Source organism: Neiella marina (assembly GCF_002165625.1).
GTDB lineage: Bacteria > Pseudomonadota > Gammaproteobacteria > Enterobacterales > Neiellaceae > Neiella > Neiella marina.
Window position 1 is genome coordinate 155099 of record NZ_NGNS01000005.1, and the last position, 12811, is coordinate 167909.

The 12811-nt window shown below is 47.2% G+C and carries 10 protein-coding genes and 3 tRNA genes; 11 read left to right on the forward strand and 2 right to left on the reverse strand.

What is annotated here, in order from left to right; translation table 11 throughout:
* Positions 1–22 precede the first annotated feature (22 nt).
* Positions 23–568: a ubiquinone anaerobic biosynthesis accessory factor UbiT gene (gene ubiT, locus CBE68_RS06615; RefSeq protein ID WP_229744671.1), complete on the reverse strand. Its 546-nt coding sequence runs from the start codon at positions 566–568 to the stop codon at positions 23–25.
* A gap of 117 nt (positions 569–685) precedes the next feature.
* On the opposite strand from ubiT, the gene ubiU reads away from it, so the two are divergent.
* From ubiU to CBE68_RS06670, 11 genes are all read left to right on the forward strand, one after another.
* Positions 686–1684, forward strand: a complete 999-nt coding sequence (gene ubiU / locus CBE68_RS06620) for a ubiquinone anaerobic biosynthesis protein UbiU (RefSeq protein ID WP_087505280.1) — start codon at positions 686–688, stop codon at positions 1682–1684.
* Between the two features lie 10 nt (positions 1685–1694).
* Positions 1695–2588, forward strand: a complete 894-nt coding sequence (locus tag CBE68_RS06625; RefSeq protein ID WP_229744670.1) for a U32 family peptidase — start codon at positions 1695–1697, stop codon at positions 2586–2588.
* Positions 2589–2801: 213 nt separating this feature from the next.
* Positions 2802–3449, forward strand: a complete 648-nt coding sequence (uvrY, locus tag CBE68_RS06630; protein WP_087505281.1) for a UvrY/SirA/GacA family response regulator transcription factor — start codon at positions 2802–2804, stop codon at positions 3447–3449.
* Between the two features lie 3 nt (positions 3450–3452).
* Entirely contained in the window at positions 3453–5300 is a 1848-nt protein-coding gene (gene uvrC / locus CBE68_RS06635) for an excinuclease ABC subunit UvrC (protein WP_087505282.1), read from the forward strand.
* 61 nt (positions 5301–5361) lie between these two features.
* The gene (pgsA, locus tag CBE68_RS06640; RefSeq protein WP_188708103.1) at positions 5362–5910 is read left to right on the forward strand and encodes a CDP-diacylglycerol--glycerol-3-phosphate 3-phosphatidyltransferase; all 549 of its coding nucleotides are present in this window, start codon (positions 5362–5364) and stop codon (positions 5908–5910) included.
* A 134-nt stretch (positions 5911–6044) separates the two neighbouring features.
* A tRNA-Gly gene (locus tag CBE68_RS06645) sits at positions 6045–6120 on the forward strand.
* Positions 6121–6157: 37 nt separating this feature from the next.
* Positions 6158–6231: transfer RNA gene (locus CBE68_RS06650), tRNA-Cys, on the forward strand.
* Between the two features lie 16 nt (positions 6232–6247).
* Positions 6248–6334: transfer RNA gene (locus CBE68_RS06655), tRNA-Leu, on the forward strand.
* A 218-nt stretch (positions 6335–6552) separates the two neighbouring features.
* Positions 6553–7371: a DUF4437 domain-containing protein gene (locus tag CBE68_RS06660; RefSeq protein WP_188708101.1), complete on the forward strand. Its 819-nt coding sequence runs from the start codon at positions 6553–6555 to the stop codon at positions 7369–7371.
* Positions 7372–7634: 263 nt separating this feature from the next.
* A complete protein-coding gene (locus CBE68_RS06665) occupies positions 7635–8285 on the forward strand; it encodes a hypothetical protein (RefSeq protein ID WP_087505284.1) in 651 nt (216 codons plus the stop codon).
* The gene (locus CBE68_RS06670) at positions 8278–9042 is read left to right on the forward strand and encodes a DUF3307 domain-containing protein (protein WP_087505285.1); all 765 of its coding nucleotides are present in this window, start codon (positions 8278–8280) and stop codon (positions 9040–9042) included. Before CBE68_RS06665 ends, CBE68_RS06670 begins: the two co-directional genes overlap by 8 nt.
* A gap of 150 nt (positions 9043–9192) precedes the next feature.
* On the opposite strand, the gene CBE68_RS06675 is transcribed toward CBE68_RS06670, so the two are convergent.
* Positions 9193–12795: an FG-GAP repeat domain-containing protein gene (locus tag CBE68_RS06675; protein ID WP_143824501.1), complete on the reverse strand. Its 3603-nt coding sequence runs from the start codon at positions 12793–12795 to the stop codon at positions 9193–9195.
* Positions 12796–12811 lie beyond the last annotated feature (16 nt).

Sequence of the window (12811 nt, forward strand, 5' to 3'; positions counted from 1 at the left end):
TTCGGTCCGTCAGATGGCTGGCTTAAACCTGCGCGGAATGCGCCTGATTCACTGGATTACTATCCGCTTGTTGCGCCTGCTCAACCAGTGCTGCCGTTTTATCGAGCATGGTGATCAGCAACTTGGGAAGTTGCTCCCAGTCTACTGCATCCAGCATGTTTTTTGCCGCTAAACCTAGCTCGGTGTCACCAGCAATCGATAATCGGCGACGGAAGAATAGGGTATCTGGGTCGGTCCGGCGCGCTGCCACAAGCAACAAGTCGGCACTATCACCAGCAAAAACAACGTCGGCATCAGTCGATGGTGGCAGGACTTGGAGCTGATCATCATCAAGGGTAATGATAAAAGCCAATGACAGATCTGATACTTCGACTTGTAAGGTTCGCTGCTCTAAAAAATCAAGTTCGCCTTCGGCTAGTTGTTCTTTAAGTAATTGCTGTAAAGCGAGTTGCAGTGGTCGGCTGTACCAGTCAAAAGGAAGTTTTTGAATTGGCAATCGAACAATTTTCGGTGCTTGTAAAACGGCGCGGTGAAGCAATGATTTGAGCATGGTGATTAGAGCTGACAAAAACAATGGCGCCATTATAGGCATGATTGGCCAGCGTGCTGACGGGGTCAAATCAAAAAACAACTGCAGAGCAGCCGTTACAATCGGGCCTCTTTATCAGTTATGGAACCTGACATGATGGAACTGCTGAGTCCAGCCGGTTCACTTCCCGCATTAAAAGCCGCGATTGATCATGGAGCCGACGCCATTTATCTCGGCCTAAAAGATGATACCAATGCCCGCCATTTTGCTGGCCTGAATTTTAACGACAAACGCTTGCAGCAGGCGGTTGATTACACCACTAAGCACCGCCGCCAGCTGCATATTGCTATTAATACTTTTGCTCACCCGGGACAGGAGCATCGTTGGCAATATGCCGCTGATACTGCCGTTAACAGTGGTGCGGATGCATTGATTGTTGCTGACATTGGTGTACTTGATTACATCGCCAATAAATATCCGCAGACTGAGCTCCATTTATCGGTCCAAGCCAGCGCCACCAGTAGTGCGGCGATTCGTTATTATCAGAACGAATTTAACGTCAAGCGAGTGGTGTTGCCCAGAGTCCTGTCGATGAAGCAAGTTCAGCAGCTGGCGGACACCGTTGATGTTGAACTGGAAGTCTTCGCCTTCGGCAGTTTGTGCATCATGTCCGAAGGGCGCTGCTATTTGTCGTCCTACCTGACGGGGGAGTCGCCTAATACGGTTGGCGCCTGCTCGCCAGCCAAGTACGTACGCTGGCAGCCGTTGGATAATGGTGGCATGCAAACACGGTTAAACGACTTACTGATTGACCAGTTTGGCCCTGACGAACAGGCTGGCTACCCAACGTTGTGCAAGGGGCGTTTTGATGTTGATGGTGAGGTTTATCATGCCTTGGAAGAGCCGACTAGCCTCAACACCATGGAATTGCTACCACAACTGATGAAAGCGGGGATTGCCGCGGTGAAGATTGAAGGCAGGCAACGAAGCCCGGCCTACGTCGCGGAAGTAACAAAAGCTTGGCGTACGGCGATTGACCGCTGTAAAGCCGACCCAGAACATTATCAATTGGATCCTGTGCTTGATTCGTCAATGGCACAGCTGAGTGAAGGTTGCCAGACAACTCTGGGTGCCTACCACCGAACATGGAAGTAACGGAATTACGATGACTATGCAAATTTCTCTTGGGGCCAACCAATACTATTGGCCAAAATCAACCATTGAACAGTTTTATCGCGACATTGCAGATAGCTCAGTGCAGCGAGTTTACTTGGGCGAAGCGGTCTGCAGTAAACGTAAAGAGTTGCGCTTAACCGACTGGCTCGCCATTGCCAAGGAATTGATACAAGCGGGCAAGCAGGTCAGGTTGTCGACGCTGGCTTTGATTGAAGCGCCGCAAGAGCTGGATATGATCATGCCCTACCTAGAGCAGCAAGACTTAGTGGTAGAGGCCAATGATATTGCCGTCGTGCAATTGGCCAAGGAACGCCAACTGCCGTTTGTCGCAGGCTCTGCGCTTAATATCTATAACATGAGTGCGCTAAAACGTATGCTCGATGCCGGCATGGTGAGTTGGGTCATGCCTGTGGAGCTGTCACGAGATTGGCTCAAAGGTGTGCTAGATGAAGCGCAAGCAGAAGGTGTTCGTGATCGCTTTGATGTTGAAGTACTTGGTTACGGTCATTTGCCATTGGCCTTTTCTGCGCGCTGCTTTACTGCCCGCTCACTCGATCGACCGAAAGATCAGTGCAAGAAATGCTGTATTGACTACCCTGATGGTCGGTTGGTTAAAAATCTCGAAGACAAACCGATGTTCGTACTCAATGGCATCCAAACCCAGTCGGGGTATTGTTATGACTTGAGCAATGATATTGCGTCGATGCAAGGGTTAGTCGATTGGTTCCGCATCAGCCCCCAATCTGACAATATGAAAGCGATCATTGATCACATCTCAACGCAATTAACAGAGCCACTGCATCAGCCTTTGGCGCCAGATCATTGCAATGGTTACTGGTGGTCAGTTGCGGGTAAAGAGCTTGTTGCAGAAAACAGCTATTAATGCTTTGAGATACGAATAAATTGTTATCAAAATGCTACCTGACGCTTTATTTTTTACTTGCGTCGGAAGGCGATGCGCTATAACGTGGCTGGGTTTGCGAGTGTTAGAAATAGGACGACGCTCGCTGATGTAACACCCCTCTCGCGTCAGGATACGCAGTTCATCAATGTAACGGATACGAACAATAAACATAACCGTCTCAGAGGTGTTAGTTTGATCAATGTGTTTCTAGTAGACGACCACGAGCTCGTCCGAACTGGAATTAAGCGTATTCTCGAAGAAGTTCGCGGTATTAAAGTTATCGGCGAAGCAGAATCTGGTGAAACCGCTGTTAAGTGGTGTCGGGAGCATGAGCCTGACGTCATCCTAATGGACATGGACATGCCTGGTATTGGCGGTATTGAAGCCACTAAAAAGATTCTCCGATACAACCCTGATATCAAAATCATGGTGCTGACGATTCATACCGAAGATCCACTGCCCAGCAAGGTGATGCAAGCAGGTGCGTTTGGTTACCTGTCAAAAAATGCTTGTCCAGACGAAGTGATTAATGCCATTCGCCAAGTACACACCGGCCAGCGTTACATTACACCAGAAATTGCCCAACAAATTGCGCTGTATCGAATCCAGCCGGGCGCCAGTGATAACCCATTCCATGATTTGTCTGACCGCGAGTTGCAAATCATGATGATGATCACTCGAGGTGAAAAAGTTCAGGACATTTCTGAGCAGCTAAACCTCAGCCCTAAAACCGTCAACAGCTATCGCTATCGTTTGTTTAATAAGCTTGAGATTAGTGGTGATGTTGAATTGACTCACTTGGCGATTCGCCACGGCATGCTCGACAGCACCAAGCTCTAAACGATGTCGGCGCAAGCCTCAGAGTTCGATTCCAAATCCTTTCTACGCCGGGTGACTCAGTCACCCGGCGTTTATCGTATGTACGATAGCGAACGTGAAATTATTTACGTTGGCAAAGCACGCAATCTAAAAAATCGCCTCAGCAGTTACTTTCGAACGCAGCAGCTCAACCGCAAAACGCGTGCGCTGGTGGCACAAATTGCTTCCATCGAAGTGACGGTAACATTGAGCGAAGCCGATGCCTTGATCTTGGAAAACAACCTGATCAAAGCCCATCGGCCCCGTTACAACGTGTTGATGCGCGACGATAAGTCCTATCCCTATATCTTGTTAAGCGAACACCGCCATCCAAGGCTAGCGTTTCATCGTGGACCGAAGCGACACAAGGGCAGTTACTTTGGTCCGTTTCCGTCCGGTGGCGCGGTGCGTCACAGCCTCAAATTGCTGCAAAAAGTCTTTGCTGTTCGTCAGTGTGAGGACTCTTACTATGCCAATCGCTCGCGCCCTTGTTTGCAATACCAGTTGAAACGATGCTCGGGCCCATGTGTAGCAGGACTAGTGTCGGATGACGACTACCTCAAGCAAGTCGAACACACGCAACTGTTTTTACAAGGTAAACACCAGCAACTGATTGAGCAGCTGATGAGCGCCATGGAACAGGCGTCAATGGCGTTGGAGTTTGAGCGCGCCGCTCAAATCCGCGACCAAATTCAGTCACTACGAACGATACAAGAACAACAAGGGGTTAGTGGTGAAACCGAAGAAATTGATGTTTTTGCCACGGCTTATGAACATGGCTTGTGTTGTATTCAAGTGTTGTCGATCCGCAATGGCCAGCTACTCGGTAGTCGCAGTTACTTTCCTAAAATTCCGGCCGAAACGGAGCATGATGAGATCCTAGAAAGCTTCATCATGCAGTATTACCTCAGCCATAATAGTGAGCGCCACGTTCCTGCCATTGTGGTCACCGAGCTACCATCGGACCGTAACTCCATTATTGCTGAAGCCCTTGCGACAGTGACCGAGCGCAGTATTCAGCTGCGTCAGGGCCAGCGTGGTGAAGCTAAGAAATATTTAGAGTTGGCTAAAACCAATGCCAATACCACCTTAGCCAATAAGTTGGCCGACCGCACCACCGCAGAGCAGCGCTTTAGTCAGCTTCAGCAGTTACTTGAGTTGGAAAAGCCCATCCATCGTATGGAGTGTTTTGATATTAGTCATACCCAGGGCGATCAGACGGTGGCCTCGTGCGTGGTGTTTAACGGCCAAGGCCCCGCTAATGGCGAATACCGTCGCTATAACATCAAGGGGATTACTGCTGGCGATGATTATGCCGCCATGGCTCAAGTCTTAACACGGCGATTCAAAAAACTCGATGATCCAAGCAAAGTACCTGATTTGCTCATCGTCGATGGTGGTAAAGGCCAACTTGGTAAAGCGCAAGAAGTGTTGGAGCAAGTCTCTTGGCCAAACGGTTGTGAGGCACCACTGCTGATTGGTATCAAAAAGGGTGATAAGCGAAAAGCTCAGTTTGACTCCTTGTTGTTATCCGAAACATGGGAAACCATTGCTGTTGACGCCACCGAGCCAGCCATGCATTTGGTGCAGCATATTCGTGATGAGGCCCACCGCTTTGCCATCAGTGGCCACCGTCAGCAGCGTGGTAAAGTGAAACGCACCTCGACGCTGGAACAAATTCCTGGAGTTGGCGACAGAAGGCGCCAAGCGTTGCTGAAAAACTTTGGCGGTTTGCAAGGCATCAAGGCCGCTAGCGTCGATACTTTGAGTAAGGTGCCGGGTATATCGAAATCATTGGCCCAGCAAATCTACGATCATTTTCACCCAGAATAGGGCGTGTCAGAACGCCATTGTTAGTGTATAAAGGGGGCTGCTGAAACCCGTTATTTGCATTATGTTTACGCTCCCAAATATTCTGACTCTTTTTCGCATTTTTCTAATCCCCGTTTTCGTGGTGATGTTTTATCTGCCGGTAGGCGATCAGAACTTCTATGCCATGTTGGTATTCCTGATTGCTTCACTGACCGATTACGCTGATGGCTACCTTGCAAGAAAGCTTCAGCAAACATCGCCTTTCGGCGCTTTCCTTGATCCCGTTGCCGATAAGCTCATGGTGGTTGTCGCACTGGTGCTGGTTGCCGTTGATTTCAACAGCCTTTGGATCACCATTCCGGCGATTGTCATGATTGGTCGCGAGATTGTCATTTCGGCGCTGCGAGAGTGGATGGCCGAGCTCGGTGAGCGAGCAGCAGTTGCTGTCGGTAACATTGGTAAATGGAAAACCATGGTGCAGATGTTGTCGCTAGGTGGCCTCGTTTGGCAACAATCTGAATATATGGTTTATTTGGCCATTGCACTGTTTTATGTCGCAGCGCTGCTAACCCTGTGGTCTATGATGATCTACTTGGCGAGCGCATGGCGCTTTATGAAGAAAAGGACATAAAACAGCCAGTTTGTTCAGTTTCTGACTAAACGCCCCAAAAACATAAAAAACTTAAACTGGAGTGGTTGACTGCAAGGTAAATACGGGTAGAATGCCCTCCACGTTTTGAGCACACCACCGCTCAAAAATGTAACGCGGCACTAGCTCAGTTGGTAGAGCGCGACCTTGCCAAGGTCGAGGTCATCGGTTCGAACCCGATGTGCCGCTCCAAACTTTCTTCTTAAGTTTGGTTCTGAACGTCTGTGATGGCGGGTTGGCAGAGTGGCTATGCAGCGGATTGCAAATCCGTGGACCTCGGTTCGACTCCGGGACCCGCCTCCATCACAACTTCCTTGATGCCCGGGTGGTGAAATTGGTAGACACAAGGGATTTAAAATCCCTCGCTGGTAACAGCGTGCCGGTTCAAGTCCGGCCCCGGGCACCACTTACGTTTTTCTTTATTACCCCTACATATTTAAGCATTTATAAGCTTATCTATTTCCTTGCGACAGCGTTGCTCCCTTTTTAACTAACTATTGAAGAAACTGAATCCAAAACTATTATTATCTTCGCTTTCAAGAAAGTCTTTTTATTAAGTGCTTGTTTAATCGAGTTTCTGCCAACGCTAAAGTGTCAACAAATGCTCTCAAGGGAATTATCCGCGTGAAACGATTAGTTTGTTTGTCATCATTGCCTTTGCTCTCTTTGTTACTTTCTTCAGTTGCTTTAGCGACCAATGGCGAGGTCAAAGTTGTTGCTGCAAGTGATATTAAATGGGGTTATCTGAATCCATTGAGAGGTAAGCTCAGTCCCGGTGCTGCAGACCTTTGGGGCGATCGCACCATCGATACTGCAACCGGCATGTTGGTGCGATTCAATAGGGGGTTTGAGTCTCCGCCGCACATCCATAACATCACTTACCGTGGCATCGTGATTGACGGGCTATTACATAATGATGATCCAACGGCGGCAAAAATGTGGATGCCCGCTGGGTCATTTTGGACGCAACCAGCTGGCGAAGATCACACCACTGCGGCAAATGCCGAGACAAACTTAATCTATTTGGAGATCGATTCTGGTCCTTACTTAGTGCAACCGTCCCAACAGAGTTTTGATAATGGCGAGCGGCCGTTAAACGTTCACAAGGACAATATTGTCTGGCTCAATCACAGTGAGCTACATGATATTAATGCCAGTGGTGTTGATTTCACATACGTTTGGCAAACCGCATCTGACATCAGTGGTTCAATGATTAAATTACCACCAAACTTTGATGGCGCTATTCGAACCGAAGCGAGCGAATTCAGAGCCGTTGTCATAGCTGGGGAACTAGCGCACTCAACTGATAACGACAAATCGACCCGATTAACTGCAGGCAGTTACATTGAATCCGATGGTGGTTTCACCCATAAATTGACCAATCGCGGTGATAGCGAGGCCATTGTTTACATTCGTAGTAACGGCCGGTATTCAGTTGATTAAACAATCATTAATTGAAGCCCGGCATCGCCGGGCTTTTGCTACTCGAGTTTTCTATTACTCAAGACTTGAAATAGTGCTCAAGAAAAGTCATTCACCTATTGGTTGTAAGAGCCATTCAATTTCCAAGGGTCAGCAACAAGTATCTAAACTGTTCGATTTAGTCGTCAGTGGCTAAATATCACCAATTAGCCCAAAATGGCTAAAATTGAGTTTTTAGCCATAAACGGCTAAATTGTTATCTGGTTACTAAGCGGAGTGCTAATGTGGAACCTGATAAAAAACCTATCGCAGTGATCAGTGGCGATGTAGTCAATTCGACCGGACTCACTTCAGAGCAGTTTGAGCTGCTACTGAAGAGAATCAAAGACATCCAACAATGGATCACTGAAGAAAATACATCAAATGCCCACAGCATTGATCGTGGCGATGAATTTCAGACCCTAGTTCACGATGTCGAACACGCTTTGAGATACACCATTATTTATCGAGTTGGAATTAAAGCTCTTGGTAAAGAGTTTGATAGCCGCATCAGCTTTGCGATTGCCGCCAACGCCGACTTACGTGAATCGATTTCTGAGTCGATGGGTGATGCATTTGTTCTTTCTGGTCGTGGACTCCAAGCGATGAAAACTAGCCAGCTCGTTTTTAACTCTGATCGCTCTGAACTCTGCGAACAGTTCGACTTACTGTTTAAGTACCTTGATCGCCAGCTCACTGAATTGACCTCGCGTCAATGTGAAGTGCTAATTCCGATGTTGCGAACGAGTGAAAGTTTGTCTGTGAATGAGTTAGCAGCGCAACTCAATGTCGCTACCGCCACGGTTAGCAAGTCACTGAAAGCGTCCGGTTGGCAGCTGATGAGCGAGCTAAATTGGCGATTCGTCAACCAGGTGGTAGGGCTTAGGTATGCCTGACTTTTTAGCGGCTCTGATACCCTTCTTCATCATCCACATCATTTGTGATTTTTACCTTCAACCAAAGCGATGGGTCGAAGCAAAACAACTGCACAAATATCGCGCTCCTGAACTGTATTACCACTCAGCATTGCACGGTATCGCGTTAATTATTCCTGCTCTAGCGCTAGATCTTGATTGGCGCTCAACTCTTTGCCTGATAGGCATCGTTGCGGTCAGCCATTTTGTGATTGATCTATGGAAGGTGACAACTCGGAATGGCGAAACGTTTTCCTATTTTGTTATTGATCAGGCTTTGCACCTATCGGTACTGACCGCGATAGTTTTTCATATGTCCGATGGCGTTACGATTGATGCTCTGTTAACGCATGAGAAGTTCTCCGAAGGCCTGATGGTGGTGTTTGCTTACTTAGTCATTCTCAAACCCACTTCGGTGTTGATTAGTCGTATCTTAAGTAAGCACCCAATATCAGGTTCGGAAGATAGCAATAACCCAAACATCACGGGTCTTGTCGCTGGAGGAGAACTGATCGGGTATTTAGAACGCGTGTTGATACTGACCTTTACGCTTGTTGGCTGCTATGCCGCGGTGGGGTTTGTATTGGCTGCTAAATCTATATTTCGGTTTGGCGAGTTGAACAAGTCAAACGATCGAAGTATGACTGAGTACGTGCTGATTGGATCGTTAGTATCGGTGGTGATCACGACACTGGTTGGAACGCTCGTATCACTTGGTTTGGATGTGAAAATTAAGTGACCTCAACCGGTTGACTGGTTCAGCGATGACTGAACTTGCGCCGAATAGTATCTATAAAAACAGCGTCGCCGTTCGGAACTACTAGAAAACAAGGCGGCCCCAAAGGGCCGCTGTTGTTTGTGCCTGCTACTGGCTAACAAGCATTTCTGCCTACTTGAACCAGTACATAACGGATGAGGTGGACAGCATTATTTCCAGGTTATCTTCAACGAGTCTAGTTTTGATGCCTCTGCTCGTTGGTTTGCCTAGAAGTGGAGCACTTGAAAAGTCAATTTGACCCTGATGATTTAACCGTCTGAGCTGATATTTAACATCACTATTCGAAAAATCATGTTCATCACCAACTTGAGTTGCTAGCAGCAGGGCTTGATTGTTAGTTTTGCTGTGATCTGGGTGGATATCTAAGATGGTAAATTGAAACTCCAATTTCTCACTAAGAGAAAATTCATCGTTGCTAAGTTCAAATATGTTGATGATGCTTCCTACGCTGGACCAGTAATCTTGAGCTTCAAGGCAGGCAAGTTCAGGTTTTGCATCGTCATCAAAGTTAACGAGTTCGATGCGCATACAGGGCTTGGCGACTTGACTCACTTCAGATAAACCAGTGCCAGTCACTCTAAATAAGGTAGTTGTGTTTTCCGTTGATATCACTGCATATGTGTTGTTGGTGTGGTAAAAGCCGATATCGCGTATAGTCGAATCCATGTTGTGGTTCGTTAGAAAGACTTGGTTGGTAACGTCCACCACTTTCAATGCAGAACCATCGACATAAGCCATGTCGTCAAACCCATCATTATTGGCATCAAACGCCATAATGACGCCAATGTTTGAGTAATAGTCCCCGCTTAATGACCATATTTCTGAATAATCAGCTAGCTCGATTACGCCAACGGAGCCATCATAAGTCGAGGTCGTTGGCAAAAATGCATCACCTATACCGTCGTTGTCGAAATCTGTAACGGTGGCATGTTGACTCCCGTCCCAATTACTTGAGATCTCGTTACTAAGCTCGTAATGTCCCTTGCTATCCATGGTTAATAAGCGACTGCCGTTATATCCATTACTTGTTCTAGGTATAAAAAATACTGCCCGGTCATTGTTGCCATCGGTTGAAGCCCAACCCATTGAACTATAGCTATCAAGCTGAGTTTCGATGGATGTTTGGTTTATTACTGCAGAGTTGTTACTCAAGTCGGCAACCACAAACATGTTTTCGCCACTATGGCTTTGCCCTGTTCCCCAAAAAACTTCAGGTGCGCCATCATTGTCAATATCACCATAGGCCACTGATTTGGAGCCATGGCTTTGCATGTCGAGTGCCCATTTTGATGTCAATTTGTTATCAGTTAAGTCGTATGCAGTAACATTGCCCCACTGACAGTCGCCAACGAGGAGTTCATCTTGGTTATCATCATCAATGTTGCCAGCAATGATTGAGCACGTATTGAAGTTATCGAAGCTGTCTAGCTGAGTCTTATCGTCGGCGGAAAAAATAGTTACTGAGCCCCAACTTGCAGCTCCTGCTATCTCATCCACGCCATCGCCATCAAAATCGCCAGCTGTTACGTAGCTGCCAAATGTTGAGCTACTCAGCCACTCATTTTGGTAGTTAGCACCATCGTAAATTCGGCCATCAGCCACTATGATTTCAAGCTGACTGTCATCGTCTGTGTTGCCGATAGCAAAATCATAAGAAGACGACACATCAAAGAGTTTGAAAAGTGGTTGGGTCGGGTTGTCCAGTGCAACAACATCCAAATCGAAGGTGCTATATTCATGTTCATTATGCGAATGGACATAAATGAGCTCATCTTTGCCATCGTTATTCAAATCGCGGACATCGAAAGAGTAGATATGGCCTTCTAAAGCGAGTATCTCCTCCGCCATGCTATCCAAACCATCGATTAGACTGAATCCTCTACTGGTTGCTACGAGGATTTCCAATTCTGAGTCGTTATCGTATTGAACAGGCCTGACTTGAATAATTGGGCCTTGCGTCGGCAACGCATAAGGGTAAAGCCATACTTGCTTATAGCCGTCTTCATCCTGACTAAGCAGATACACAACCCTGTTAGAATCGGTAGCCAGAATTTCATTATCGCCATCACCATCAAAATCGCCGGACCACATCGATTTGTTATAAGACGGAACGCTGCGATTGGATCTCACTAACGGATGAGGTGTATTCGATTTAACGGTTATGGTTTTAACAAATTCGCCGTCTGGTGCGGCAGCCGATGCGAACACGAATTCAAATTCTTGGGTTGAAAAGAGTAGATCGGCGGCAGGTGTCCATGTCACCACACCTTGAGCTGAAACGGTTGCTCCGCTTGGGCCGGAAAGCAGCGTTGCCGCAGCGCCGTCATCATCGGTAATGTCGGGGTCAGTTATTGTTGCGGTGAATTGGAGTGTCTCGCCAACCTCAATATAAGACGGAGAATCCGATATTGTGAGTATTGCAGGAGCGTCAGAGATATCGATTCTAATAGCATCACTTTCGATCGTGCTGGTGCCGTCTGAGACCACCATCGTTACTTTGACGATATCACCATAAACTACTGTAAATGGCTCTAAACGGTCGGTGTGGTTGTCTTCGAGCAATTCGTCATTGATATACCAGTTGTAGCTATAGGTTAATTCTGATTCATCAGAATCTGGATCGATTACGTAACCGGGTGATACTTGAATGCTATCGCTGGTGTAAACATCGTAATAATTGACGAAATAAGGTTGCCCGACCTCTGGAGGCTGCGATAGTTGATCCAACGAAGCCAAAACGATAGAGCTTAAGTCGCCGGATATGAGCGTGAGTTCGGAGCCTAGGTAGGCTCCCATGTCGACTTGGCCATCACCATCTGAGTCCTCTTGGTACTTTACTTGGTTATAGCCAATGAGCACTTCAATGGTTTTATCGCCTTTTAACGCTACCTCGGTGTGATATTCGCCATTTGTTGTATTGGCATGTGAGAAAGTTAGCTTGCCTAACTCTGAATCATAGTATTCGCCGATGTTGTCATCTTTGACCACAACGCCGTCAGTGGATTTAAACTGATAATCTCCAACAACAAGTGATTGTGCGCCTGTTGCCTTGGTTTGCAGAAGCTTATAGTTATAGTTGTACTGGTATTGGTAAGTCGGTGAAAGGGATTCGCTTTGGCTAGTAAGCACATAGCCAGTCAACGACGTTGTGCCATCTTCAACAGGCCAAGATAGGTTGTCAAAAAATAGCTCGGACGAGGCTGGGAAATCCGAGTATACGTCTTGCTGAACTACAATCACGCCCGTTAACGCCGGCAGGTAAGACGCAGAGCGACAAGCGGACATCGATACCGACACTTTAGCAATATCGGTGGGCTCTAACTTGACTGAGTAGCTCGCTGATCCGCCATACTCACAATCAAGCTTTTTGTTTTTTACTTCTGAGACTTTGGTGAAGCCTGATATGTCGTGTAAATAAAAGTCAGGAATGCCTAGTTCTGAATCACCAAATAAATCAAAGTACACCTGCTGCGTAGTCTCAAGGCTCAGGCTCGCAGTCGATTTGGTGCCGTCGTAACGCTGGTCGGCCAGTCCTCCGACATGGTTTTTGAGTTGCGTGACGCTGTAGTTGTATGGTTTCAGCATCATGTCTTGATTGGGGGTGGTGTTCCCGCCCTGGTTGGTCGAGGTTGAATTTGAGCTTCCGCCCCCTCCACCACATGCCGTCATGAGAAAACAGGTCACTACAAGCGGCAGGGCTTTGATTTTTAGCATAACTACTCATCCTTAA